This window comes from Plantactinospora sp. DSM 117369 (assembly GCF_053764795.1).
The window spans coordinates 2414030-2438205 of record NZ_CM132446.1 but is presented as its reverse complement, the minus strand read 5'-3'; the positions used below and the strand labels follow the sequence as shown (position 1 = coordinate 2438205).

The window sequence follows — 24176 nt, the reverse complement described above, 5'->3', positions numbered from 1 at the left end:
GCTGAACCTTCGCCCAGTTGCCGGTGTTCTCGGGGTCTTCGGCTGTCCGGCTCAGCGGCCCGGCGGGTTGCCGGCGCCGGGCCGCTGAGCGGCTTGTGCTGTGTCAGGTGAAGAACCGTGTGAGGTGCTGGATGACGGCCTCGGGTTGTTCTTCGGGGATGTAGTGGCCGCTGTCTGCCACGGCGGCGACCTCGACGTCGGTGCCTTTGTCCGGCAGCACCGCCTTCAGAAGTTGGTACCCGCCTTCGCCGCCGCCCAGGCCCAGCAGCGGTGCGCTCACGGGGGCGTAGGTCTTCTCGTCGGCGATGTCCTGGCCGAACGCCCGGTACCAGGCGTTGCCGGCGCGGATCGCGTCCGCCGTCGAGTAGGCGTGCGCGTAGACGTCCCGGTCGTGGTCGCTGATGGCGCCGGGGTCCTCGACCAGGTAGTCGATCATCCAGTCGACCAGATGACGGGAGCGGCCGGCGAGCAGGCGTTCGGGCAGGCCGGGAACCTGGTTGAACGCGAACCACCACAGGAACCGTCCGGGTCCGGCGTGGATGTCGCCGCCCACCTGCTGGCGTCCGGGCACGGGCAGGAGCGAGTACTTGTAGAACCGCTCGTCAGGGTGGGCGATGTCCAGGAGCGCGATCCGTCGTGTGCTCGCCGGATGGTTGGCCGCGAAGGCGTAGGCGACCATGCCGCCGATGTCGTGTCCGACGATGTCCACCGTCTGGTAGCCGAGATGGCGCGTGAGCGCGAGGATGTCACCGGCCATGGTCTTCTTGTCGTATCCGCCCGCGGGCTTGTCCGAGCCGCCCATGCCCCGCAGGTCGACGGCGATGACCCGACGATGTTCCGCGAGGGCTGGCATGATCTTGTGGAACTCCCACCAGGTCTGCGGCCAGCCACCCAGCAGGATCAGCGGCTCGCCGCGGCCGCCCGCCACATAGTGCAGGCGGACGCCGTTGACCTCGGCGTGGCTGCTGACGAACCCGCCCTCCAGTGAACGCGCCAGTTCGGCATCCGACGTTGTGTTCGACATGTGTCCTCCCATTCAGGCTGCGCGCACGGGGGCGACAGCCTGGGTCCAGGCGATGACTTCGGTGAGCAGTTGATGGAGGGCCGCGGTGTGGCGATCGGCGGGGGTGAAGCTGGTGAAGGATTCGAAATCGGCCACCAGGGAGAGGTTGAGTTGGGTACGAACCGTCGCGATGTGCAGGCCCGCGGCGATGAGGCGAAGGTGCTCCACGGCGCGGGCGCCGCTGACGTTGCTCCACGGGTCGAGTACGAGCTCACCGCGCTCGGCTGCTCCCTCGCCGAGGCCGTCGACCACCTCGTCCTCTGGGTGCGTACCCACCAGTCCGCCATCGTCGACAACCGCGCCTCCTTCGACAGCAGCAACCGACGGTAACGGCGCTCGGTGACCCCGGCGCTGCCCGCCTGGTCGAAGCCGGGCGGCCCGGGAAGCGGGGGCAGCGGCCAGCCCACGCCGAGGAACGTCGGCCCCGCAGAGCAGACGAGGTCGCCGTCCGGTCGGTCAGCCGGGACGGATTCGCTGATGGACGATCCGGTGACCCGGCCCCTCTGGTCGCAGAAGAGGGCCGCAGCTGAGATAGCCGCAGGCCAGCGGAGACGGCCCGACCGGTGGCGGCTGGACCGACCTGTGTAACACCATCAGCAGGAATTGTCGGCGCGCTGTTTGGCCGCGTTGCTCAGGAGGGCGAGGGCCGCCTCCCGGGCGTCGTCGGCAGCGCCGGGGCCTTCGAGGTGGTCGGCGACGACGGTCGCGCCTTCCAGGAGCAGGAGGAGCTGCCGTCCCAGAGCGGCGGGATTCGCGGCTCCGGCTCGGGTGGCGATCGCAGTGAAAAGGTCCAGGTAGCGGCCGAGATGACGGGCGGCGATGGTGCTGGCCGGAGCGGTGTGGTGCTGGGTGGCGGCGTTCACGATCGCGCAGCCGCGGAAGCCGGGTTCGTTGTACCAGAGGCGGAGGGCGTCGAAGACCGCAGCGAGCTGGGCCGCCGGCTCGTCGCCCGCGTCGGCGGCGGCCCGGGCCAGCCAGCGTGTGACACGGTCGCTGCGGGCTTCCAGGACGGCGCGGACGAGTCCGTCCTTGGACCCGAAGTGGCGGTACAGCGTCTCCTTGGAGATGCCCGCCTCGGCGCACAACTCCGCGATCCCCACGCCATCGAGCCCGCGCTCGTAGAGGATGCCTTCCGCGGTGCGAACGATCGCCGCCCGGGTGCGGTCAGGGTCCAAGGTGCTGCCTTTGGGAACAGGCATGCGGAAGATGGTACCAGTCGGTTCGATGGTCTGCTAACCTGCGGATCGAACCGGTCGGTTCTATCTAAGGAGCATGCTGTGCCGGACCCGCTCGTTACTGATCCCGTCCACGTGCAGGGACCTGCCGCGCGTACGGTGCCCGTGACCTTTCAGAGTGCGGGCGCAACGCTGCTGGGCGTCTTGCACCTGCCGTCCGGCCCCGGCCCGCACCCCGTGGTAGTCCTGCTGCACGGCTTCCCAGGGCATGAGCGGAATTTCGACCTCGCGCAGGCGTTGCGTCGAGCCGGCTACGCCACGCTGGTGTTCCACTACCGCGGCTCGTGGGGGATGGACGGCTCCTGGTCGTGGGCGCACGTGCTGGAGGATTCGGCTCGCGTGGTCGCCCGCCTGCGCGAGCCCGAGCCCGCCACCGCCCACGCTCTCGACCCGGGCCGGCTGGCCGTCATCGGCCACAGCCTGGGCGGTTTCGCCGCGTTGATGACCGCGGCCGCCGATCCCGGCGTGGCCGCAGTCGGTTCGGTGGCCGGGTTCGACTTCGGGACGGCCGCCGCCGCCTGCCGGGCCGACCCGGCGGTGCGAGCCGCCTACCTCGAAGACTGGGCGGGCGAACTGCTCCCCCTGACCGGCACCAGTGCGCAGGCGCTGGTCACGGAGATGGAGGCAGCGGGGGACTCGTGGAGCCTGGCCCACCTCGCGCCACGGCTAGCCACCCGCCCCGTGCTGCTGATCGGCACCGACCGCGACGCTGTCACCCCGGCCGACATCCACCACCGGCCACTGGTGGATGCCTACCGCGCCCACCCCGTTCCGGGTCTCGAGCACCACGTCTTCAGCACCGACCACGCCCTGTCCGACCATCGAGTCGCCCTCGCCCGTACGGTGATCGCCTTCCTCGACCGGCACGTGAGAGACACCACCCGGTGAACCTGATTCCCACCCCTGCCGAGGCCACCGGTTCGCTCCGCCCGCAAGCTCCGGCGTATCGCTGGACCGCCGCACGACTCGCCCTGGGAACCGCGTCGGCCCTGGGGATCTCCCGCTTCGCCTACGGCCTGCTCCTGCCGGCCATGCGAACCGATCTGCACTGGAGCCTTGCCCAAGCCGGTGCGCTGACGACCGCCAACAGCGTCGGATACCTTCTGGGAGCCGTACTCGCCGGCGTGGCGGCGCGGCGGTGGGGGCCCACGGCGATCTTCCGCCTAGGCATGATGATCACTGCCCTGACCCTGGCCGGCACGGCGGTGAGCAGCGCATACCTGGCGCTGCTCACCGCACGCGCGGCGGCAGGCATCGGCGGCGCCCTGGTCTTTGTCGCTGGAGGCGTGATCGCCTCGCACAGCGCCGCCGCCGCGCGTTCACCCGCACCAATCACGATCTACTTCTCCGGCGCAGGGCTTGGCATCGCCGTCAGCGGAGCATCGCTGCCGAGCCTGGTGACGCACGCCCCGCACGAATGGCCGATGGCCTGGATCGGCCTAGCCGCCCTCGCCCTCCTGGCTACCGTCGCTAGCTGGAGCGCCGCCCGAGTCGACGAACCCGAGCTCCAGTCGGCCACAGGCCAACGCCGGTTACGACGGCTGTGGCGCACCGGCGTCGCTTACCTACTCTTCGCCGCCGGATACATCGCCTACATCACCTTCCTGTCAGCAGCCCTGGCCCACGAGCACACGCCCATATGGCAGATCAGCACGCTGTGGACCCTCCTGGGGACAAGCGCCGTGGCCGCACCCCGCTTGTGGAGTCCCCTGATCGCCGCATGGCCGCCAGCCCGCGTCCTCACCACCCTGCTAGCCCTCCTCGCCGGCGCGAGCATCCTCACCCTCGTCAGTTCGTCATACGCCGTCCTCGCCGTCTCGGTCCTGACCTACGGCGGCACCTTCATGACCGTTCCGGCCGCCGTCACCGCCACCATCCGCAGCGCGACCCGCACCGAAGACTGGGCACCCACCCTCTCCGCTTTCACCACAGTCTTCGCCGCCGGCCAAACCATCGGCCCGTGGGCGGCCGGCACCATCGCCGACCATTCCTCGACCGACGCCACGCTCGTCTGGACCGCTGCACTGTGCGCCTCAGCCGCACTTGTCGCGGCAACCCAAAGACCGGAAACCCTGCGATAGACAAGTCCGCCCCCGGATCCGGCGAAGCGGCGCCAGGAAATCGACGACCTGTGGGCCCCCGAGGGCCGCTACGTCGACCCGCTGGCCGTCGCCGAGGGCCGGGAGGCGATCGACGCGATCTCATGTGACCTCCTCGAGGGGTGGCGGGATTCCAATCGATGAGCCTGGACGACCGTTGGCACGGGCCGGCAAACCTGAGCGCCCGCAGAGACGCTCATGGTGGCAGTTGGTCGGTCCTGCCCGGCGTTGCGGCGCTCGGCCGCCGCGTTGAGGCGGCTGGCGTGGGCGGTGCTGCGGCCTGGGATGGGGCCTGGTGGGCCTCGCCAGACGAACCGGATAGGCCCACCAGGGACATGACGTCAGCCTTGACGCGGTCGACTGTCGTGCCTTCTGCCCGTTCGACAGTGTCGGATGGTGAAGTCGGGTGTTTGGTGTTGGGTTAGAGGGTGACGGTTCGTCCGCCGATGGTGACGACGAGGCGGCCGTCTGCGGCGAAGGACCAGCTCAGGGAGCCGCTGAAGTTGGTGCAGCGGGAGCCGTTGGTGCCGGCCCAGAACTGGTTGGAGGCGTCGCTGTTGCCGATGATCCGGTCGTTGGATCCGCTGTCGCAGGAGGTGTTGTTGCGGAACACCGAGGTGCCGCCGTCGAAGTTGAAGTTGCGTTCGGTGTTGTCGATGCCGAGGTTGTTCGAGATCGTCATCGAGCCGGGGTTGCGGTTGAACGTGAACCCGTGCTTGCCATTGTTGTAGGCGATGGTGCGGCGTACGACGTGGTTGACCGCGATGTCCTCGCCGCCGAGCTTGAAGCCGTTGCGGTCGCCGTTGCCGGCCTGGCCACCGTTGGACAGGGTGCCGTTGTCGTAGGCCAGGGAGTCCTCGATGGTGACCGCGCCGATGGCGCCGGTGTCCGACTTGGTGTACAGGTCGTAGCCGTCGTCGATGTTGTTGTGGGCCACGGTGTAGCGGAACACGTTGCCGGGGCCGACGGTGAGCTTGGGGGCGAAGCCATCGGCGTCCTCACCGTCGGAGTCGACGTTGTCGTGCGACTCCGAACTCACGATGAGGTTGTTGGACGGCCACTGCTCCCGCGGTGCGCCGGCGATCAGCCGCGACAGTTGCAGGCCGGAGTCGCGGTTGTACCGGGTGATCGTGCGTTCGATGATGTTGTTGTTGCCGGCCAGCAGGATCCCGTTGTCGCCGGCGCGTTCGACGATGACGCCGTTGATGTGCCAGAAGTTGCCGCCCACGGCCAGCCCGCGGTTGGCCGGGTCCTCGGCCTGCGCGGAGAAGTTGAGCACGGGCCGCTCGCCAGGAAAGGCGAACAGATTCTTACGGGCACTGGCGGTGCCGTTGTTGCCCTGCGCGATGGTCACCGTCTGGGAGAAATTGTAGGTACCGCCGCGCATGTAGATCGTCCCACCGGGCGCGATGCGGGTGATCGCCGAGGTCAGCGTCGTCGGGCTCGCCTGCGTACCGGGAGCGCTGTCACTGCCGTTCGGCGCCACGTACAGCGTGTCCCCGGCCGGTGGCGGCGTGGTGGGTGGCGGGGTCGTCGTCGGCGGCGGGGTCGTCGGCGGCGTGCCGTCCGTCGTGACGTCGAGGTAGTCGATGTTCGCCAGGCCGGTCGAGCTCGTCGGGCTGAACCGGATCGTGTTGTTGCCCGCGTTCAGGGTCGCGGTCAACGTCTTGGTGACCCAGGTGTTCCACGCACCCGTGCCTTCGAATGGCACCGACTGCACGGTCGTGCCGTTGACGATCAGGCTGGCGGCGCGGCTGGTGGTGGTGCCGTTGGCGAACCGCACCGCCAGTGTCGCGGTGCCGGCCGCGGCGGCGTTCACCGTGAACTGGACGAAGCCGCTGGTGGAGTTGGTGCTGTTACAGAAGCCCGAGCCGGAGAACCCGGAGTGCTCGCTGTCGATCGTGCCGGTGCAGACCGCCGGAGAGGTCTCGGCCTCGTAGTGGGTGGTCGCGGCGAACGCCGAGCCGGTGGCCCAGACGCCCGCCGCCCCCACTGCCACGGCGGCGGTGGTGCCGGCGATCAGGATCTTGAATCTCGTCATCTGTGTGTCTCCAAAGTGTGCGCGTCGTGTGGGCATGTGCCCTGGCTGCCCAGACGCCGCATAGGGTCACGGTCCGCGTCTCTTGTGCCCGGTCACGAGACCGAAACATCGATGAACCTCAGCCTATGGAAAGCGCTTTCCAGCCTCAAGGGTTGGCGTTTGCAGGTTTGTTGCAGGCCACGTCGCCTGCGGCGTCCATGCCGTGGGCCGTCTTTGGTGCCGCCGCCTCGTGGATGTATGTCACGAACGACTTGCCGCGCTCGAAGGACGGGTCGCGACTCGGGTGTCGCGGCCGTCCGATCCGACAGTTTTTGTGCCCCGCACCCCCGGGGTGGGGTGGGCCGGGGGTGCGGAGCGGGGCAGCGGCGGCTACCCGCTTTGGTGGTGCCTAGAGGTCACCTGCTCGGTGCCTACCGGTATGTGATGTCGGATGGCGAGTACAGGCAGTTGGTGCTGTCCGGGCCGGTGCCCACTACGGGCGGGTCACCACCGCCCTCGTTGCCGGTGTACTTACGGCAGATCACCATGCTGCGGCTGGAGTCGTTCACGATCGTGATCCCGCTGAACCGTGCCGTGTCACCGTAGTTGGTGTTGATCCCCGCCACGGTGCTGCCTGGTCGGGTCAACGTCACGTTCTGGATGACCACGTTGCGTCGGTGCTGGGTGGAGCAATTGCCGCACGACCGGTAGAAGGTGCCGAAGTTCGTGGCCTGGAAGTTCCGGATGGTCACCGTCCCAGGTCCGTTGTGCTGGAACACCTTGTCGTTGGCCGACCGGGCGCCACCGCCGTCGACCAGGAAGCTCGGCGAGCCGCTGCCACGGAAGGTCGCGGCGTCCTCGCCCACGTCCTCCCACCACACGTTCCGCAGAGTGCACGGGCCGGAGCAGTGCACCCCGTCACCAGCCGGCGCACCAATGATCACATTCTGTAGCGTCGCCCCGGAGGCGAGCTGGAACATCGGATCCTGGCTCTCCTCCTGGCTACCGTCGCCGATGCAGCAGTACCGGCGCATCCCACCGTCGAAGGTGCCGGACACCGCGATGGTGCCGTCAACCGAGCTCTGTCCGGTCGGCGTCGGCCACGACGTCGGCGGCGGGGTAGTCGGTGGTGGTGTGGTGGGGTTGGGCGGTGGTGTGGTCGGGTCGGTCCCGCCGGTGCAGGTGACTCCGTTGACCGCGAAGCTGCTCGGCGCCGGGTTGCTGCTGTTGTTCCAGGTGCCGTTGAAACCGAACGAGGCTGAGGCGTTGGTGGCAAGGTTGCCGTTGTAGCCGACGTTCACGGCCCGCACCGAGTTGCCGCTTTGGGTGACCGTGGCGTTCCACGCCTGTGTGATCGTTTGTCCGGCCGAGAACGACCAGGTGAGTTGCCAGGACGTGAGGGGGTCGCCGACGTTGGTGAGGGTGACGTTGCCGGAAAAGCCCCCGGGCCATTGTGAGCCGACCGAGTAGGCGACCCGGCAGCCGACGGCCGCTTGGGCCACGCCGGTGGTGACGATGACCCCGGTCGCGGCCATTGCGGCGACGGCGACCGTAGAGGTCCACAACGCCCTTCGGCGCTGTCGATGGGACATGGCGTACTCCATCTGTTTCACGGGGTGGAAGCCACCTGCTGGCGGCACCGTTGCCCGACGGTGCCGCAGGTGGCGCTGACATACGCCCGGACGGTCAGCCGCAAGGCTGACACCAGTTGCGCCCACTGGGGTGGTAAGCCCTTTCCGCCGCCGAAACCCAATCCGAAATCCCGCCAGGAAAGCGCTTACCCAATATATACTTATATCCCTATATGTCAACTGCTTGGTGGGGCCTGCGGGGGCCGGTCGTTGACGCGAATCGCCGCCTGGAGCCCGCCCTCCAGGTGCCATGGCGAGCTCGCGCGCTGCCGGCTGCCTGGGACGTGTCACCGTCCCGGCGGTGGACACCGGCTACAGCTTGCCGGCGCCCGCGCCGGCGCTTACCAGGGCTGGGACGTCCTGGCAGGGCTGCAGCTGATAGCTGTAGGGGATGGGGTTGACGCTGCCGGCGGTCTGTGGCGTGCCGGAGTTGGCGAAGCAGTTGTTGCGGGACACGAGGTTGCCGTTGGTGCCGCCGCCGCCGCTGAGTTGGAAGGGCACGGCGACGCCTTGGAAGTAGTTGCCTTCCACGAGGATGCCCGCGCCTACGGTGGACCGGACGCCGTACTTGCTGATGTCGCGGTAGTAGTTGTTGTAGACGTGCACCGGGTTGCCGAAGCGCACCCAGGGATTGCGCTCGATGGTGCCGTCGAAGAAGTTGTGGTGGTAGGTGATGTTCAGCCGGCCGCGGTCCTGCGCAGCGTTGTCGGCGTTGTGGCCGGCCAGCATGTTCTTGCCGTGGGTGCTGTGGTTCCAGGAGATGGTGACGTACGACGAGCCTCGCTTGACGTCGGCGGCTCCGTCGTAGCCGCCGACGAACGTGTTGTGGTCGATCCAGACGTGATGGGAGAACATCTGGACATTGACCGCGTCGTCGGCCCAGTCGTCGAAGGTCAGGTTCTGGATGATGACGTTGTGGACCCGGTTGGCCGGCGGTGAGGTGATGCCGTCGTTGGCTCCCAGCCCGATGTTCAGGCCGCCGCCGGTGAAGCCGGAGTGGGCGCCGAGCCCGACGATGGTCTTGTCCGAGGTGACGTTGTGCATGGGTCCGGGCAGCGCGATCATCCCGTCGACCTCGATGATCAGCGGTCCGGTCCGCGCGATCGCGGCCAGGAACGCGCTGGCGGTGTTCACCCTTACCGTCGGGCCGCCGGCACCGCCCGTGGTGCCGTCCTGTCCCCACCCGGAGATCGCGGCGAAGCCGGTCGGCGCACCGATCGCACCCGACGCTTGGACCGTCGATGCCGCCGCGACCTGGCGCGTGGCGGGGTCCGCTCCGGCGCTGGTCGAGGTGAGCGCGGCGACCAACGCGCCGGCCGTGCTGGCGGCGAACGCGCCGCGCCGCGCTCGTTTGCTGTGGAGCTTGGGTCGGCTCATGAGGTGACCTCCTCGAGGGTTGGGGGGACGTTCGCGGGCGTGTCAGGGATCGGCCCGCCGATCGTGCTACCAGCGCAGACGCCGCTGAGCCTGGTACGTCGCATGCTTCTCCTCAGACACGTCAGCCCTTGTCCCGCGACTGCGACCTGATCGGGCGCATACGGGTTTCTCATGAGACGTTCGGCGGGCCACCCGGGTAACAAGAAAATGTCGACCTCGTGTCCGCGCCGCTGCGGGGCCTCGCCGCACGTTGCGTCGATGGGTCGGCTACGCGCCGCTTTACAACCCCGAGCTGATCATGTGACCATATGACGACCAATCCACGGCCGTGGATTGCTAGGCAGTTGGTGGCGGTCACCGGCCCGCGCTGTAGTCGACGAACAGAGCAGCCCGAGGGGAACCACTGGGGTGGCGGAACAACCTGCCGCAACCTCCGTCCGCGGCATGGCGGAACTGGTTGAAGCCGCCCAGGCAGGCGACGAGGCGGCCCTGACCGAGCTGATCTCTGCCCACCTGCCGTTGATCTACAACTACATCGGCCGGGCACTCAACGGACACCCCGACGTTGACGACCTGGTCCAGGAAACGATGATCCTGGCCATGCGCGGCCTGCCGCGGCTGCGCGAGCCTGAACGGTTCCGATCCTGGCTGGCGATGATCGCGTACCGGCAGGTCCACGGGTACGTGCGGAACTGGCAGCGAACGCTTCGGCGGCGAACAGAGCTCCCACCGGACCTGCTCGATCCGGGCAGCGACTTCGTCGAGCGGACCGTGACCGAGCTTGAGCTCAGTGGTCAACGCCGTGAGGTGGCGCAGGCGGCCCGGTGGCTCAGCGACACCGACCGCAACCTTCTGGCGCTGTGGTGGCAGGAGGCGACCGGCGAGCTGACCCGGACCGAACTAGCTACGGCGCTGGCTGTCGACATCAAGCATGCCGGCGTGCGCATACAACGCATGAAGGCCCAGCTCGACGCCGCGCGCGTCGTCGTCCGAGCGCTGAACGCCGCACCGGGCTGCGCCGAACTCACCACGCTCACGAGGAGCTGTCGCGGCCGGCCGCGGTCTGTGTGGCGCAAGCGCCTGATTCGGCACGTCAACAGCTGTCCACAATGCGGCACACACCGCAACGGGCTGCTACCCCCGGAAAGCCTGCTGCACGGGCTCGCCCTCATCCCCGTGGCGACAGCGGCCGTGGTCAGCGTCAACAGCTCGGTCACACCACCATCCATCTGGACCGCGATCTACCACGCCGCCGCGAACAAGGTCACCGCGGGCGTGGCCGGCGCCGCGATCTTCATGGGCGGCGGCTTAACCCTCGCTGTCCAGCACTCCCCGCAACCCCAGGCCGATGCTGGCGTGGCCGCGGCGCCGTTGACCACCGCCGGCGTATCCACCACCACACCACCTAACCGGCCACCGGCCACGACACAGGCGCCGGGGATGACCGACGCCCACATCTACCTCGCCCCGAACGGCTCCGACTCCGGCACCGGCACCGTCGAACGCCCCCTCGCCACACTGCGCAAAGCCGTCACCATGGTCAAGCCCGGCCAGACCATCGCCCTACGCGGCGGCACCTACCAACCCACCGAACCGGTCGTCATCACCACCAGCGGCCAACCGACACAGCGCATCACACTGACCCGCTACCGCGACGAACAACCCGTCATCGACGCCAGCCGAATCCCGGCCGACCAGTGGACGATCACACACCGCGCCAACTACTGGACCGTCCAAGGACTGGAGATCAAGAACTCCGGCAGCCACGCCTACGTATGCGAGTCATGCCGCCACAACATCTTCCGCAACCTGTCCATCCACGACAACGTACGGTCCGCTCTGGCGCTCTGGCGCACCGGCACCGTCGGCAACCAGGTACTCGACAGCGACTTCTTCAACAACGTCGACCCCGCCGACCACGGCCGCTCCGGCGTCGGCCTGGAAATCAAGTTCGGCGCCGGTGAAGGCAACCTGATCCGAGGCAACCGCGCATTCAACAACGCCGACAACGGCTTCGACGTCGGCGACTTCGCCAGCCCCATCACCATCGAACACAACTGGGCATACGGCAACGGCGTCAACCGGTGGAACATCACACCCTGGAGCAGCAACGCCAACGGGTTCCGCCTCGGCGGCGGTGCGTCATCCCCTGCGGCCACCCACCAACTGCGCAACAACGCCGCCTGGGACAACGTCAACCACGGCTTCGCCAGCAGCGGCAACCGCGGCACCATACAACTGCACAACAACACCGCCTACCGCAACGGCGCCGTCGGCTTCCACTTCCCGGACGCCACAACAGTGCTACGTCACAACGCCGCCGCCGATAACACCAGAAGGCCGTCCAGGACGGTCGACGGGAGCACTCTCGACGGCAACACCTGGGACAGCGGCGACAACACCAGCACCATCCTCCAGTCCACCGACCCCACCAGTGCCCAAGGCCCCCGTACACCCGACGGCAAACTCCCACCGACCGACTACCTGCGCACCCCCACCGGAGTCGGCGCCGCCATGCGCGCACCATAGCGCCGCGCGGCAACCGAGTAGGCCACCCTGTAGCCTCCGGCCCGGTTGGGCTTCGTCCGTGGCGGTCGCCGTCGTCAGGAACCCGTCGTCAGGAACCTCGCGATCACCGCGGGTGCCCGGCAATCATCGGGGTCAGTAACGCTACTGCTATCACGACCGGATCACCTGATACCTGTCGCTCGCAGCAGTTGGCCCTCAAACCGGTAGAAGATCATCTTGCTGTTCTGCGCGACCCCCTTTCTGTCGTAGAAACGCTGTGCCTGCACGTTGTCCCGATCGGTGGTCCTCTCGAGCCGACTGCAGGAGTTCGCAATCGCCACCTCGACAAAGTGGTCCATGAGGAGCTCCCGACCCCTCGCCCCTCCGCCACGTACAGCTCCTTCAGGTAGAGCGAGTGCGTCAGGCCGATGACACCGCCCCTCGACGGACATCGACCTGACAGCCAACCGGTACCGGTCGGTCACGGCCAACCGGACCTCATCCGATGTCGCCTCTATCAGGTCTCCTCCGAGCACACAAATCTCTCCGTTCGTATCAGCGGCCGGAGCTACCTGTCCGATCGCCTCGGCCAAAGCCAGCCGGGCAGGGTTAGGTTTACGGCGTTGCTTGCTTGATCTCGGATCAGAGTCCTCGCGGTGGTGATGTTGGCGCGGGCAACCTCGAGGGCGCGCTCCATGGTGCCCAGATGAGAGGCCAACAGTTCCTCGGCCACCGCGGCCGGACCAGCCGGTACCCGTCGCACATCATCCAGAGGCAGCCCCGCCTCTCGGAGTTGGCGAATCAAGACGACCTCGTCGATCTGATCCAGTGACTAGTGCCGGTCTCCGATGACCGGGGCGACCGCGCGGGGCCGCACCAGACCGCAGTCGTCGTAGAACCGCCTGCACTGGTGGTGATGTTCGCGGCCCCGCGCGAACGCCTCGATCGTCATCCGGTCATCTTGCTCCCTCACGCCGCCATCCTCAGCCTTCAACCAACGCGAAGGTCAACAGAGGGCCCGCAGCATCTCAACCAGCAGCTTCAGATAAGCCTGAAACATCCTGAGGCCTGTCAACGGCCAATCATCGCCCACATCCCCCCGTCGAACGTACCCAAGCGGCGTTGGATGCCGCGCAGGCCCGTGCCGCGCGCGGAGCCGGGAAGGGCCTGGGAGCATCGGGGCGCGGCGAGTCCGCACCGCCGTGACCGTGGTCACTGACGACCACCCGTTGGGTGCTGCCGTCGTGGGTCAGGATCACCCGCACGGTACGGGCATCGGTGTGCTTCGCCGCGTTGGTCAGTGCCTCGTTGACGGCGAAGTACGCGGCCGACTCCATCGGCGAAGGTAGTCGACCGCTCAGGTGCACCTCGACGTCGAGGACGATGTCGAGCGCCAGCGACCGGACGGCATCACCGAGGCCGCGGTCGGCCAGCACCGGCGGGTGGATGCCGCGGACCAGGTCGCAGGTCGTTCAGGACGCGCGTGGAGGTGTCCCGCGCGACAAGCAGCAATCGCCGCGCGAATGATCGCGCCACGCCGTGGGCCCTCAGGTCGCAGCAGGGTGGCGGACGTTCGCCGGGTTGGATGATACGTACAGGTCGTTGATGCAGAGCTGGCCGCTCCGCGCGCCAAGGACCGCCGGGAGGTGCTACGCCTGCGGTCCTTCTTCTGTGCGAGGGAAGGGGCAGGGAGTCTCTGACGAGGGAGACCCTGAAGTGCCAACAGCCCCCGGCGGCCCTAGACCTAACCGCTTATTCAGCGACGCGCGATAATTCCATGACCCAGTTGGTCCGCCAGGTCTGTCCCTCGTCGTAGGAGAATGCCTGCTGCCACCGGGCACAGTCGGGACCGTCGGTGGTCCACTCGAAGCGCACCTTCACCGGCCGCCCGTCGAACACATCGTCGCAGTCGAAGATGCCCCTTCCGTCACGCCATGCGCCCTCGACAGGCGGGTCGAGGTGACCAGGTCGGCGGCTAGAGGCCCACCAGATCCGCCACATCCGTGTCTGCGGGTCGAACTGCCTCAGCGTGAACCCCTCGAACGGCTCCTCCCCCGGTGGCTCTTCGGTCCAGATGCGGTCGACGTGGCCGAGCCCGCCGAGTACGGGTTCGGCGTACGCCTTCGCATCGAACTCGATCCACTCGGTGCAATCCGGGTCGGCGACGTCGCGGAGCTTGCGGTTTCGCACCTGCCATCGCCCGAAGATGAAGTCGAAATCTGCACGGCCGTCGTTCACGGCGGTCTCCCTGGAGTTCCTGATATCGGCACAATCGCCACGATCATGCCAGCGAGCACCGACAAAAGCCTGCCGGGAGTCGGCGCAGCCTGCCCCGGGTCTAGTGGTGTGTCAGGTGAAGAACCGTGTGAGGTGCTGGATGACGGCCTCGGGTTGTTCTTCGGGGATGTAGTGGCCGCTGTCTGCCACGGCGGCGACCTCGACGTCGGTGCCTTTGTCTGGCAGCACCGCCTTCAGAAGTTGGTACCCGCCTTCGCCGCCGCCCAGGCCCAGCAGCGGTGCGCTCACGGGGGCGTAGGTCTTCTCGTCGGCGATGTCCTGGCCGAACGCCCGGTACCAGGCGTTGCCGGCGCGGATCGCGTCCGCCGTCGAGTAGGCGTGCGCGTAGACGTCCCGGTCGTGGTCGCTGATGGCGCCGGGGTCCTCGACCAGGTAGTCGATCATCCAGTCGACCAGATGACGGGAGCGGCCGGCGAGCAGGCGTTCGGGCAGGCCGGGAACCTGGTTGAACGCGAACCACCACAGGAACCGTCCGGGTCCGGCGTGGATGTCGCCGCCCACCTGCTGGCGTCCGGGCACGGGCAGGAGCGAGTACTTGTAGAACCGCTCGTCAGGGTGGGCGATGTCCAGGAGCGCGATCCGTCGTGTGCTCGCCGGATGGTTGGCCGCGAAGGCGTAGGCGACCATGCCGCCGATGTCGTGTCCGACGATGTCCACCGTGTCGTAGCCGAGATGGCGCGTGAGCGCGAGAATGTCACCGGCCATGGTCTTCTTGTCATAACCGCCCGCGGGCTTGTCCGAGCCGCCCATGCCCCGCAGGTCGACGGCGATGACCCGACGATGTTCCGCGAGGGCTGGCATGATCTTGTGGAACTCCCACCAGGTCTGCGGCCAGCCACCCAGCAGGATCAGCGGCTCGCCGCGGCCGCCCGCCACATAGTGCAGGCGGACGCCGTTGACCTCGGCGTGGCTGCTGACGAACCCGCCCTCCAGTGAACGCGCCAGTTCGGCATCCGACGTTGTGTTCGACATGTGTCCTCCCATTCAGGCTGCGCGCACGGGGGCGACAGCCTGGGTCCAGGCGATGACTTCGGTGAGCAGTTGGTGGAGTGCGGCGGTTGCCTGTGCAACCTGCCTCAAGGAGTGTTCGTCGGTGCGATGTGTGGTCGCGAAGGGCGAGGGCCGCGTCCCGGGCGTCGTTCGCGGCGCCCGGGCCCTCGTGGTGGTCGACGACCACGATCGCGCCTTCGAGGAGAGTAGGAGGAGCTGCCGTCCCGGAGCGGCGGGATTCGCGGCTCCGGCTCGGGTGGCGATCGCGGTGAGAAGGTCCAGGTAACGACCGAGATGACGGGCGGCGATGGTGCTGGCCGGAGCGGTGTGGTGCTGGGTGGCGGCGTTCACGATCGCGCAGCCGCGGAAGCCGGGTTCGTTGTACCAGAGGCGGAGGGCGTCGAAGACCGCGGCGAGCTGGGCCGCCGGCTCGTCGCCCGCGTCGGCGGCGGCCCGGGCCAGCCAGCGTGTGACACGGTCGCTGCGGGCTTCCAGGACGGCGCGGATGAGCCCGTCCTTGGACCCGAAGTGGCGGTACAGCGTCTCCTTGGAGATGCCCGCCTCGGCGCACAACTCCGCGATCCCCACGCCATCGAGCCCGCGCTCGTAGAGGATGCCCTCCGCGGTGCGAAGGACCGCCGCGCGGGTGCGGTCAGGGTCCAGGCTGCTGCCTTGGGAGCGGGCACGGGAGAGATGGTACCAGTCGGTTCGATGCTCCGCCTACCTGTATCGAACCGATCGGTTCCATCCGAAGAGCATTCCCGAGAACCTGCTGCGCGCAGCGCGAGACTGCCTCCTGCGCAACGGATATGCCCGCACCGTGCGCGACCTGATCACCGCGTCGGGCGCGAACCATGCCTCGATCAACTACCACTTCGGCTCAAAGGACGAGTTGCTCACGCAGGCGCTGCACGAGCTGAACACCGAGTGGGGAGAGCTACTGTTCACCGTCATCGACGCGCCGCTGCCGCCCGGCGCAGCCGACGTCGCCGCCCACGAGGCCCGTTGGACCCGGATCATCGAGTCGATCCAGACCAACCGCGAGTTGTGGTTCGTGAACTTCGAGGGCGTCAGCTACCTGCAACACGACGAGAAGATTCGGGCGACGAACGCGCGGGCCCAGCAGGCGGCCCGTACCCGCGCTGGCCCAGGCGTTCGGCGGGCTGGGACCGCAGGAAGCCGAGGACGAGGTCGGGTCGTCGGCGCGCACTACTATTCGCTGCTCGTTGGCGTCGCGCTGCAGTGGCTCACCGATCCCGAGCACGCCCCCACGGCGGCGGAGATCGTGCAGGTCGACCAACGCGTGACGAAGCGCGCCTGAGCCGGAACGCCGACCGTCGGCGATCGGCGAACCCGAGTTCGCTTCGCTGCCGCCCTTCGGCTGCTGATCGGTCAGCGTTTCACGTAGGCCAACACACACGGCCAGTACCCGGCGGTTGGCGTCATCGCCACGGGGCGATCCGGAGTTTCGCGAAGATGGCCGCAGTGTGCTTCGCGATCGCGCTCTCACTGATAATCGGAAGGTCGGCGGTTCCACCCCGCCCCTGGCCACATCGCCTTTCGCCGGGCTAAGCAGCGCCGACCAGCGGGCGGGCTTGGCTGTACGGATGGCTGTACGACGTGTCGACGCTGACCATCTGATGCGTAGCCTCGGCGAGGTCGTCCGGAACCGTTCACGTCCCACGCCGGCTCCTGGCCCTACGCCTGCTGCGATCCTCGCTCGTCCCTGCGGGTCCAGCGCCGTTGCAAACGGTTGCCACCCGTCGTCACATGGCAGGGGCATCGGCAAGAATGGGCCGATGCGGATCTTCCTAGAGACCGACCGGCTCGTGTTGCGGCGATTAACGCAAGACGACGTGGACAACATCGTCCAACTAAACGGCGACCCTGAGGTGATGCGATACCTCACGGGCGGTAAGCCGACGACTCGCGAGGTGGTCCGCGACCAGATCATTCCGGGGTGGCTAACGTACTACGAGCAGTACGAGGGTTACGGCTTCTGGGCCGCCATTGAGAAGGCGACCGAAGAGTTCCTCGGCTGGTTCCACTTCCGCCCCCCACAGAACGGGCCGCACGCGGATGGCACTGCCCGAAACGGGATCGAGTTGGGATACCGGCTGCGTCGTTCGGCGTGGGGCAAGGGGTACGCCACGGAGGGGTCTCGGGCGCTGATGCGCAAAGGTTTCACCGAACTGGGCGTCGAGCGGGTGTACGCCGAGACGATGACCGTCAACACCGGGTCCCGACGGGTGCTGGAAAAGGCCGGCCTGCGGTACGTCCGTACCTTCCATCCGGAGTGGCCGGATCCCATCCCGGGCCACGAGCACGGCGAGGTCGAGTACGCGCTGACGAAGGTCGAATGGGAGGCATTGCCAAATCATCGACCTGGTGGCCCGACGGAGTGACGGGATGCCCTTGGAAGTGCCGCCATGCGGCGATGAGCGGGTGGCGGCCGAGCCGAAGCGGATCGTGAGGGCTTGGGTGTCTCCGGTGAGGGTGCGTTGAGGTCGCGTATGCCGATGGTGTGATCGGCGTACGGGACACGAAGCAGGCGGGTGCCGGTCCGATTCTGACCTTGACCGAGCAGGAGTGGTTGGCGTTCCTGGAAGGTGCAGCCCTTCGCGAGTTCACGCTCGATGACCTGGAGCGCTGAGAGTTGATCGGTGTCTGCGGTGACCGAGCGAGGCGACACCAAAACGAGGCATGGGCCTGCTGCCTTGAGCTGGCTTCCGAAACGCAGACAGACCATCCTGCCGCCTGACACAGTTCTTGACTCGGGCCGAGGGACAGGGGCGCCGGACCTGAGCTGACGCTTAAGTCCCTGTCCGTCGGCCCAAGTCCGAGCACCCACGAACCGCTGGGCGTCTCACCGCCAACTCACAGGTCCCCGACCTGCCCGGACGCCTGCTCGCCGGCCGCTCCCGGCATCTGGTCGACTGGATGATCGACTACCTGGTCGAGGACCCCACCGCCGTCAGCGACCACGACCGGGACGTCTACGCGCACGCCGCGCCGGGCCGCTGTGACGGCCAGCGTGTACCGGGATACCGGCAGCAGCGCCGGCCTGGGCAGGACTTCAACAAGTCCATCGGTCACACGGGCTGAGGTTCCGGAGGCGTAGGAGGTGCCTGGGGCCCTCAAGGGGTCAGGCCACTCACAAGCACCGCCAGGGCCGCCCTCCGGTCCCCCGCCCATACGATGGCGGGGTGATCGGGTGACAGGCGGCCCCACAACATCAACAGCAGCTGTTCCGAAGTGCCGGTGATCTCGGCGACCGGCTCACCGGGTCCGTAGGTCCACGACCCGCCGGTATCGCTGGCACGAACTCGAATGGCCACCTTCGGCTCGTTCGCCCGTCCGCGCACGATCTGGCGCGGCGCCATGGTGTCAAAAACCTCGGCGATACCGTCCTCAGCCAGCGCGGTATCGATAACGGCAGGCCGGCCCAGGGCATTTTCGGCGTCCCATCGGTGCAGGAGGGTCTCCTGGCAGCGGCGTCGCTGCCAGAAGCCGATCGTGTTCGGGGGATGAAACGTCCACGCCGGGGTGTCCGGCTCGGCCGCCAGAACGTCCAGCACGACCGCGCACGTGTCCTCGAACCACGGCACCAAAGCGTCACGCGGCGCGGGAACCGGACGGTGAACGCCTTGCCCGTCGCGCACCGCAGACGCTACAGCCAGGTGTCCGCTGCCTAGCCCGGGTGATTCATGGTGATCATCAATTCGTGGGGTCTTCCGGCGTGTAGATAGACGGAAGTGCCTCTCTGGCAGGGGAAACTTGTGATTGCGACATCTACAAGGTTCTCTACCTGGGAGGCACTTCCGCGGTGAAGTTTACGGCGTGGTCGAAGGATCTGCGGGTCACCGCGGACGGAACGGGTGTGGTGTCGCACGTCGGTGCGGCGCTGCTGCGGATGCTGGCCGACCGGTCCGGGCTGACCGGGGCGTTGTCGGGCGGGCTGGCCCGCCGGGGGCGGTGGCCGGTCCACGATCGCGGCCGGGTGCTGGTGGATCTCGCGGTGATGATCGCCGACGGTGGCGAGGCGATCTGCGACATCGACGTGCTGCGCCACCAGCACGAGGTGTTCGGGTCGGTCGCGTCCGATACCACGGTGTGGCGGGCACTCGACGAGATCGGCACCGCTCAGCTGCGGCGGATTGCGGTGGCCAGGGCGAGGGTCCGGGCTCGGATGTGGCAGCTGTTCGGCGGGGCGCCGGCAGCCCGGGCGGCGGGCCGCGACATCGGCGCGGGCGTGGTCGTGCTGGACGTGGACTCCACGATCGTGCTCGCCCACTCGGACAAGGACGGCGCCGCGGCGACCTACAAACACACGTACGGCTTCCACCCCATTCTCGTGACCTGCGACAACACCGGCGAGATGCTCGCGGTGAAGCTGCGGCCGGGAAACGCCGGCGCGAACACCGCCACCGACCACGTCGAAGTCCTCGCCGACGCGATCGCACAGATCCCGGTGCCCCATCGGCGGCATCTGCTCGTGCGAGGTGACAGCGCCGCGGCTACCCACAAGGTCCTCGACTGGCTCACCAACCTGAACACCACGCGCCGGCGAGTGGAGTACTCGATCGGCTGGTCGATCGGTGAGCCGGAACGCGCCGCCATCACCGCACTACCCGCGACCGCCTGGACACCGGCGCTGGCCGCCGACGGCGGCATCCGCGAGGGCGCCCAGGTCGCGGAGTTGACCGGGCTGCTCACCCTGACCAGCTGGCCACAAGGTGCGCGGGTCATCGTCCGCCGTGAACGCCCGCACCCCGGCGCGCAGTTGTCGCTGTTCGAGGAACGTGACGGCTGGCGCTACACCGCGATCGTCACGAACACCCAGGCCGGCGCCCTGCAGTGGCTCGAAGCCCGACACCGCGCCCACGCCCGCGTCGAGGACCGGATCCGCTGCGCCAAAGACACCGGCCTGCGCCGGCTACCGTCCCGCGAGTTCGCCATCAACCAGGCCTGGTGTGTTGCCGCCGCGATCGCCGCGGACCTCATCTGCTGGCTGCAACTGCACGCCCTGGACGGTGACCTCGCCACCGCCGAGCCGAAACGGCTGCGCTACCGGCTGCTGCACACCGCCGCCCGCATCGTCCACGGACAGCGCCGCCGCCGGGTGCGCATCCCGGCCACCTGGCCTTGGGCAGAACAGATCACCGCCGCGTTCACCCGGATCACGGCGATCCCCGCACCCGGCTGACCCCGGGCCAGCCCCGACCCACCGGCCGGAGAACCCAGGAGACCACGCCCACCGCCGCGACAGACGGCCCACCACCACGCCCAGCCCACCAAACAATCGACACCACTCGATCAGACCGGCTGGGCCGGCAGCACCGCCGCTACACGCGAATCATCGAGGCTAGGTGCTCGGCAAGGTCGAAGAGCGTCCAGCCCGGACAATGCTGGATGGGAGCGCTCAGGTCGACGCTCAAACAGTCGCGGAAATCCTCAAGCTGCTGGCGCAGCCGAGCGTGCAGATCCATATCTCGCACCTATCTTCGAAGTGGGTCAGGAACGGAGCCACCGCCTGAGCGATTCCTGACTCAGGCACTCGATCCCAGCTCAGTGCTCCTGCTCGTCGGTGCACCCGGCGACGGCTCACCCCGCGGGTCGGCTGGCGGCATGTCTTTCAGTTTTGTGCAGTGGCGACGGCGGCCGTCGCAGCATCACGAGAGTGATCCCAGTCGGCGGACGGCAGCTGCTGGCCAGGGCCGCGCCGGGAGCGGGCTTGGCTGCTGGTCGACGCGACAACCCGTACCTCAACAGCTCGAAGAATCGGACGGCCAGAAACCGAACGACAAGAACGGTTCAGGGGACAGTGGTAGCGCGAGCGCCGAGCGCCGGAATGAGTGCCAGCACCGCCACCGCACCTGACAGCCCGGCCACCAGGCACGTCAACCAGATCGCCTCCGGCCCGACGACAGAGAGAAGCGTGGTGCTCAACGCTGGTCCGACAAGCCCGGCCATCGTCTTGGCCCAGCTGATCATTCCCTGGTAGCGACCACGCATCGCCGCCGGCGCCAGGTCGGCGACTATCCCTCCGGCCACCACCCCGTTACCGATCTCGCCGATCGTCCAGATGACCACGGTGAGCGCATATTGCCACGGTTCGTGGGCCAACCCAGTGCTGGCTACACCGACCGCGACGAGCGCCCAGGAGGTGGCGAGGACCCGAACGCGATCGAACCGGGTGATCATGCCGTAGAGCACCGGCTGGAGCGCGATCACGAGGACCGTGTTGACGATACCGACGAGCCCGAAGACGGTCGGTGGTAGGCCGTCGAGCCGGATCGCCAACGGGATCGCGAATTGGGTCATGCTATAGACGATCGCGGCGAGCGCGGTCATCGCCACAAACGCCATCATCACCCGGTCCTGCAAGACCACTCGGTAGCCCCCGCCGTTGGTCCGCGTACGTTGGTCGGGTGCCTTCTTAGGGATGCCTCGGGCGACGAACATGGCGTAGATGAGACAGGTGGCGGCGTCGAGCACGAACAGCAGCCAGTAGCCGCGAGCGGCAAGGAATCCGGCGGTGGCGGCAGACGCCGCTGTACCGATGTTGACCGCCCAGTGCAGCAGGCTGAAGGCACGCGCTCGCTGGGTCGGCGTGACCGAGTCCGCGATCAGCGCCGCAGCCGCAGGGGGATACAGCCTGTTGCACATGCCGACCAACGCGGCGGCGAAGGCAAGAGTCGGCAGGTTGGGTGCGGCGAAGAGCGCGCCGAGGCTCGCCGGAGTGGCTATGAGGCCAGTGAGCAGTACGAACCTGCGCCCGACCCGGTCGGCGAGCCAGCCTCCGAGCACCGAGCCTATCGGCCCACCCAGCCCGAGGGCGACCACGATCGAGCCGGTCGCTTCTGCGGAGATGCCGCGGGAGCCGAGGTAGAAGACCAGGAACGGGACGACCATATCGCCCATTCGGTTCGCGATGGTGCCTGAAAAAATGACCCAGAACGGGCGTGACATTCCGCCGAAGCGAGTCGCAAAGGCGGTGGAGATTCGGCTGCGGGAGCGGGGAGCGGCCGGAGGTGGCACCAGGTGGAGCTGTTGATCGGTCACTCCGTCAACCTCACCGGCTCCGCACGCCACCGAGTAGTGTTTTAGCTCGAGGCAAATGTTGGAGGTAGGGGTGCTCTCGCTTGGGTTCTCCATGCACGACGTAGCTCGTACCCGGATCACCATCTCCTGCCTCTGGGAAGTGATGGCGAGCGTGCGAGTGCTGGGCGATCCGGCCAGCCACCCGGTACACCTACCCTGGGTGAACCAGGTCCGCCCGCGACTCGCCGCCGCCGGGTTCCTCCCCGGCGCGGGCCACCGATGGCTGACCAGCCTCGTCCCGCCCAACGGCCATCCGATTCCGGACTTCCTCACTCCCCCGCCGCCGGCCACCGCCACCGCAGACCTCGCGACCGAGCTTTCCGCGTTGGCAGCCACCTCGGCGGAGGTCGTCCGGGCGGATCTTAAAGTGCTCGACCAGCCCCGGCTGTCCGCCCTGCAAGGGCTTTGCGATGACCCCAAATCCGGACTTGCCCGCCTCGTCGACGAGATCACCGAGTACTGGGACATCGCCCTCGCCCAGTCCTGGCCGAGGATCCGGACCTTGCTAGACGCGGAGGTATTCCAGAGGGCTCGGCGGCTGACGGAAGACGGCGCTGAAGGACTGCTCAACGACCTTCATCAGCGTGTGCACTGGCGAGACGGCAGCCTCTCGATCGCCCCACGGCGTCCCGCCAGGCACCGACGCCGAGCCCCCTGCGCTGCCCCGGCAGCACCTCGCTGAGAGGCACCGGCTTACTGCTGGTACCTTCGGTCTTCGCGTGGCCGTCGGTGCTCAGCATTACGGCCGCGGAACAACCACAGCTGGCGTACCCGGCGCGCGGCGTCGCCACCTTGTGGGAAGCCAGCCCCTGTCCACCCCGTGCGCTGGCGGCAGTCATCGGCCGAACCCGGGCAGACCTACTAGTGGCACTCGAGTCGCCGCTCTCCACCACCGACCTCGCGCGCCGCATCGGACTGTCGGCCGGCGGCACCTCGCAACACCTCGGCATACTGCGCGCGGCTGGGTTGGTCACCAGCCACCGAACCGGTCACACGATCGTCAACGCGAGAACCGCAGTAGCCGAGGCACTCCTTTCCGCAGCCCACTAACCGCTGATCAGCACCCTCGCCGGCCGCCCTACCAGGCACCGTTCCACTGCGCCCTTGTTCGATGGGCGCAGGCTCGCCCGGCGCATCGCCCGGCGGCCCGGCCGACCAGCCGCCCTGGCAACGCACGGCCACCTACACTGCGTGAACCTTTGCAGCCCTTGTCGCAGATGCCCCTGATTGAACGCTGCGCCGGCCTGCGTCCCGGTCCGGTCGCCACCGTTCTCGCCGCGACGAAGCACACCCTGCGCTCGATCGCCCGCCGCTGGCAGCAGCTCAACGACGAGATAAAACCCACGAGGCGCTGCTCGCTGAGCGCGATAGACCCGGGGCTGCACCGAGGACCACAGTCGTTCGTTCGTCGCCGCCTCACGCAGATCCACGGCGGCGGTCTGCATCCGGCGGAACAGGAACGTCACCAGGTCGGCGCCCTGCACGAGCCGGGACGCGTGGCTCGGCACGAAGTGCAGCGTGTCGACGATCCGGGTGAGCCGCCGAGAGCGGTAGCCGCCGGTACCGGCGACCAGGTAGCGGGTCAGGTCGGCCCGGTGCCGCGCCGGGTGGTCGACCTCGTCCGCGATCACCAGGGCCAACTCCTCTTCCCGGGCGGCGTAGGCAGCAGCACCGGATCGTGAGTCGGCGCCTTCCCTGACATTCGCAGGCTCTACGTCACATTCGCAGGCTCTACGTCGTCGGAATCAGTGAGCGCCCAACAGGCGCGAGCCGGGGACCCGGCCATGGCATGCAAAGTGAAGGAGAGGTCCGATGACGACGACGCAATAATCCAACCAGGCGGTCTACCGA

General features: G+C 68.0%; 24 protein-coding genes and 2 pseudogenes. 11 read left to right on the top strand and 15 right to left on the bottom strand.

Features of this window, described 5'->3' with window-relative positions; all coding sequences use genetic code 11:
• Positions 1 to 103: 103 nt before the first annotated feature.
• Complete coding sequence (locus tag ACSMXO_RS10855; RefSeq protein WP_455417579.1) at positions 104 to 1024, bottom strand: alpha/beta fold hydrolase; 921 nt, start codon at positions 1022 to 1024, stop codon at positions 104 to 106.
• A 72-nt stretch (positions 1025 to 1096) separates the two neighbouring features.
• Between ACSMXO_RS10855 and ACSMXO_RS10850 the strand changes: the two genes are divergently transcribed.
• The gene (locus tag ACSMXO_RS10850; protein ID WP_455417578.1) at positions 1097 to 1393 is read left to right on the top strand and encodes a winged helix-turn-helix transcriptional regulator; all 297 of its coding nucleotides are present in this window, start codon (positions 1097 to 1099) and stop codon (positions 1391 to 1393) included.
• Between the two features lie 263 nt (positions 1394 to 1656).
• Here the strand turns inward: ACSMXO_RS10850 and ACSMXO_RS10845 are convergent, their stop codons facing one another.
• On the bottom strand, positions 1657 to 2262 hold the full coding sequence (locus ACSMXO_RS10845; RefSeq protein ID WP_455417577.1) for a TetR/AcrR family transcriptional regulator: 606 nt from the start codon (positions 2260 to 2262) through the stop codon (positions 1657 to 1659).
• A 141-nt stretch (positions 2263 to 2403) separates the two neighbouring features.
• On the opposite strand from ACSMXO_RS10845, the gene ACSMXO_RS10840 reads away from it, so the two are divergent.
• On the top strand, positions 2404 to 3186 hold the full coding sequence (locus tag ACSMXO_RS10840; protein ID WP_455417576.1) for an alpha/beta hydrolase family protein: 783 nt from the start codon (positions 2404 to 2406) through the stop codon (positions 3184 to 3186).
• On the top strand, positions 3183 to 4379 hold the full coding sequence (locus tag ACSMXO_RS10835; RefSeq protein WP_455417575.1) for a YbfB/YjiJ family MFS transporter: 1197 nt from the start codon (positions 3183 to 3185) through the stop codon (positions 4377 to 4379). Before ACSMXO_RS10840 ends, ACSMXO_RS10835 begins: the two co-directional genes overlap by 4 nt.
• 439 nt (positions 4380 to 4818) lie before the next feature.
• Here ACSMXO_RS10835 and ACSMXO_RS10830 read toward each other — a convergent pair whose 3' ends face one another.
• The 3 genes from ACSMXO_RS10830 to ACSMXO_RS10820 form a co-directional block, all read right to left on the bottom strand.
• Positions 4819 to 6438 carry a CBM35 domain-containing protein gene (locus ACSMXO_RS10830; RefSeq protein WP_455417574.1) on the bottom strand — a complete coding sequence of 540 codons (1620 nt, stop codon included), beginning with the start codon at positions 6436 to 6438 and terminating at the stop codon, positions 4819 to 4821.
• 410 nt (positions 6439 to 6848) lie between these two features.
• Positions 6849 to 8009 (bottom strand): pectate lyase, encoded by a 1161-nt coding sequence (locus tag ACSMXO_RS10825; protein ID WP_455417573.1) that lies wholly within the window; start codon positions 8007 to 8009, stop codon positions 6849 to 6851.
• A 351-nt stretch (positions 8010 to 8360) separates the two neighbouring features.
• Positions 8361 to 9425, bottom strand: a complete 1065-nt coding sequence (locus ACSMXO_RS10820) for a pectate lyase family protein (RefSeq protein WP_455417572.1) — start codon at positions 9423 to 9425, stop codon at positions 8361 to 8363.
• 444 nt (positions 9426 to 9869) lie between these two features.
• Between ACSMXO_RS10820 and ACSMXO_RS10815 the strand changes: the two genes are divergently transcribed.
• A complete protein-coding gene (locus tag ACSMXO_RS10815; protein WP_455417571.1) occupies positions 9870 to 11954 on the top strand; it encodes a sigma-70 family RNA polymerase sigma factor in 2085 nt (694 codons plus the stop codon).
• Between the two features lie 161 nt (positions 11955 to 12115).
• Here the strand turns inward: ACSMXO_RS10815 and ACSMXO_RS10810 are convergent, their stop codons facing one another.
• The 6 genes and pseudogenes from ACSMXO_RS10810 to ACSMXO_RS10785 all read right to left on the bottom strand — a co-directional run bounded on the left by ACSMXO_RS10810 (position 12116) and on the right by ACSMXO_RS10785 (position 15809).
• Positions 12116 to 12292 (bottom strand): hypothetical protein, encoded by a 177-nt coding sequence (locus tag ACSMXO_RS10810; protein ID WP_455419461.1) that lies wholly within the window; start codon positions 12290 to 12292, stop codon positions 12116 to 12118.
• Between the two features lie 75 nt (positions 12293 to 12367).
• Positions 12368 to 12885: pseudogene (locus tag ACSMXO_RS10805) on the bottom strand (DNA polymerase III subunit beta family protein); the annotation flags it as partial.
• A 130-nt stretch (positions 12886 to 13015) separates the two neighbouring features.
• Positions 13016 to 13369 (bottom strand): ATP-binding protein, encoded by a 354-nt coding sequence (locus ACSMXO_RS10800; protein WP_455417570.1) that lies wholly within the window; start codon positions 13367 to 13369, stop codon positions 13016 to 13018.
• A gap of 316 nt (positions 13370 to 13685) precedes the next feature.
• The gene (locus ACSMXO_RS10795) at positions 13686 to 14171 is read right to left on the bottom strand and encodes a hypothetical protein (RefSeq protein WP_455417569.1); all 486 of its coding nucleotides are present in this window, start codon (positions 14169 to 14171) and stop codon (positions 13686 to 13688) included.
• A gap of 111 nt (positions 14172 to 14282) precedes the next feature.
• Positions 14283 to 15203, bottom strand: a complete 921-nt coding sequence (locus ACSMXO_RS10790) for an alpha/beta fold hydrolase (RefSeq protein ID WP_455417568.1) — start codon at positions 15201 to 15203, stop codon at positions 14283 to 14285.
• 12 nt (positions 15204 to 15215) lie between these two features.
• A complete protein-coding gene (locus tag ACSMXO_RS10785; protein WP_455417567.1) occupies positions 15216 to 15809 on the bottom strand; it encodes a TetR/AcrR family transcriptional regulator in 594 nt (197 codons plus the stop codon).
• A gap of 25 nt (positions 15810 to 15834) precedes the next feature.
• Between ACSMXO_RS10785 and ACSMXO_RS10780 the strand changes: the two genes are divergently transcribed.
• From ACSMXO_RS10780 to ACSMXO_RS10765, 4 genes and pseudogenes are all read left to right on the top strand, one after another.
• Entirely contained in the window at positions 15835 to 16542 is a 708-nt protein-coding gene (locus ACSMXO_RS10780) for a TetR family transcriptional regulator (protein ID WP_455417566.1), read from the top strand.
• Between the two features lie 478 nt (positions 16543 to 17020).
• Positions 17021 to 17626 carry a GNAT family N-acetyltransferase gene (locus ACSMXO_RS10775; protein ID WP_455417565.1) on the top strand — a complete coding sequence of 202 codons (606 nt, stop codon included), beginning with the start codon at positions 17021 to 17023 and terminating at the stop codon, positions 17624 to 17626.
• Positions 17627 to 17730: 104 nt separating this feature from the next.
• Positions 17731 to 17874, top strand: a pseudogene (locus ACSMXO_RS10770) (DUF397 domain-containing protein); the annotation flags it as partial.
• 287 nt (positions 17875 to 18161) lie between these two features.
• Entirely contained in the window at positions 18162 to 18326 is a 165-nt protein-coding gene (locus tag ACSMXO_RS10765; RefSeq protein ID WP_455417564.1) for a hypothetical protein, read from the top strand.
• Between the two features lie 32 nt (positions 18327 to 18358).
• Here the strand turns inward: ACSMXO_RS10765 and ACSMXO_RS10760 are convergent, their stop codons facing one another.
• A complete protein-coding gene (locus ACSMXO_RS10760; RefSeq protein WP_455417563.1) occupies positions 18359 to 18883 on the bottom strand; it encodes a maleylpyruvate isomerase family mycothiol-dependent enzyme in 525 nt (174 codons plus the stop codon).
• A 164-nt stretch (positions 18884 to 19047) separates the two neighbouring features.
• Between ACSMXO_RS10760 and ACSMXO_RS10755 the strand changes: the two genes are divergently transcribed.
• On the top strand, positions 19048 to 20427 hold the full coding sequence (locus ACSMXO_RS10755) for an IS1380 family transposase (RefSeq protein WP_455417562.1): 1380 nt from the start codon (positions 19048 to 19050) through the stop codon (positions 20425 to 20427).
• A 139-nt stretch (positions 20428 to 20566) separates the two neighbouring features.
• On the opposite strand, the gene ACSMXO_RS10750 is transcribed toward ACSMXO_RS10755, so the two are convergent.
• Together ACSMXO_RS10750 and ACSMXO_RS10745 are read right to left on the bottom strand one after the other, a co-directional pair.
• Positions 20567 to 20710 (bottom strand): maleylpyruvate isomerase N-terminal domain-containing protein, encoded by a 144-nt coding sequence (locus ACSMXO_RS10750; protein ID WP_455417561.1) that lies wholly within the window; start codon positions 20708 to 20710, stop codon positions 20567 to 20569.
• Positions 20711 to 21035: 325 nt separating this feature from the next.
• The gene (locus ACSMXO_RS10745) at positions 21036 to 22286 is read right to left on the bottom strand and encodes an MFS transporter (RefSeq protein WP_455417560.1); all 1251 of its coding nucleotides are present in this window, start codon (positions 22284 to 22286) and stop codon (positions 21036 to 21038) included.
• 70 nt (positions 22287 to 22356) lie between these two features.
• Between ACSMXO_RS10745 and ACSMXO_RS10740 the strand changes: the two genes are divergently transcribed.
• Both ACSMXO_RS10740 and ACSMXO_RS10735 read left to right on the top strand, forming a co-directional pair.
• Complete coding sequence (locus tag ACSMXO_RS10740) at positions 22357 to 23007, top strand: hypothetical protein (protein WP_455417559.1); 651 nt, start codon at positions 22357 to 22359, stop codon at positions 23005 to 23007.
• A gap of 47 nt (positions 23008 to 23054) precedes the next feature.
• Positions 23055 to 23375, top strand: a complete 321-nt coding sequence (locus tag ACSMXO_RS10735; protein ID WP_455417558.1) for a winged helix-turn-helix domain-containing protein — start codon at positions 23055 to 23057, stop codon at positions 23373 to 23375.
• Here ACSMXO_RS10735 and ACSMXO_RS10730 read toward each other — a convergent pair.
• Complete coding sequence (locus ACSMXO_RS10730; RefSeq protein WP_455417557.1) at positions 23372 to 23956, bottom strand: DUF3800 domain-containing protein; 585 nt, start codon at positions 23954 to 23956, stop codon at positions 23372 to 23374. The two genes, ACSMXO_RS10735 and ACSMXO_RS10730, sit on opposite strands and share 4 nt — an antisense overlap.
• Positions 23957 to 24176 lie beyond the last annotated feature (220 nt).

What these genes read in the sequence shown, in the direction of transcription:
- ACSMXO_RS10850 (WP_455417578.1), top strand. Translation starts at nt 1,097, where the DNA reads ATGGAGGGCCGCGGTGTGGCGATCGGCGGGGGTGAAGCTGGTGAAGGA.
- ACSMXO_RS10790 (WP_455417568.1), bottom strand. Translation starts at nt 15,203, where the DNA reads ATGTCGAACACAACGTCGGATGCCGAACTGGCGCGTTCACTGGAGGGC.
- ACSMXO_RS10825 (WP_455417573.1), bottom strand. Translation starts at nt 8,009, where the DNA reads ATGTCCCATCGACAGCGCCGAAGGGCGTTGTGGACCTCTACGGTCGCC.
- ACSMXO_RS10750 (WP_455417561.1), bottom strand. Translation starts at nt 20,710, where the DNA reads ATGGATCTGCACGCTCGGCTGCGCCAGCAGCTTGAGGATTTCCGCGAC.
- ACSMXO_RS10855 (WP_455417579.1), bottom strand. Translation starts at nt 1,024, where the DNA reads ATGTCGAACACAACGTCGGATGCCGAACTGGCGCGTTCACTGGAGGGC.
- ACSMXO_RS10775 (WP_455417565.1), top strand. Translation starts at nt 17,021, where the DNA reads ATGCGGATCTTCCTAGAGACCGACCGGCTCGTGTTGCGGCGATTAACG.
- ACSMXO_RS10815 (WP_455417571.1), top strand. Translation starts at nt 9,870, where the DNA reads ATGGCGGAACTGGTTGAAGCCGCCCAGGCAGGCGACGAGGCGGCCCTG.
- ACSMXO_RS10845 (WP_455417577.1), bottom strand. Translation starts at nt 2,262, where the DNA reads ATGCCTGTTCCCAAAGGCAGCACCTTGGACCCTGACCGCACCCGGGCG.
- ACSMXO_RS10780 (WP_455417566.1), top strand. Translation starts at nt 15,835, where the DNA reads ATGCCCTCCGCGGTGCGAAGGACCGCCGCGCGGGTGCGGTCAGGGTCC.
- ACSMXO_RS10820 (WP_455417572.1), bottom strand. Translation starts at nt 9,425, where the DNA reads ATGAGCCGACCCAAGCTCCACAGCAAACGAGCGCGGCGCGGCGCGTTC.
- ACSMXO_RS10830 (WP_455417574.1), bottom strand. Translation starts at nt 6,438, where the DNA reads ATGACGAGATTCAAGATCCTGATCGCCGGCACCACCGCCGCCGTGGCA.
- ACSMXO_RS10810 (WP_455419461.1), bottom strand. Translation starts at nt 12,292, where the DNA reads ATGGACCACTTTGTCGAGGTGGCGATTGCGAACTCCTGCAGTCGGCTC.
- ACSMXO_RS10765 (WP_455417564.1), top strand. Translation starts at nt 18,162, where the DNA reads ATGATCGACTACCTGGTCGAGGACCCCACCGCCGTCAGCGACCACGAC.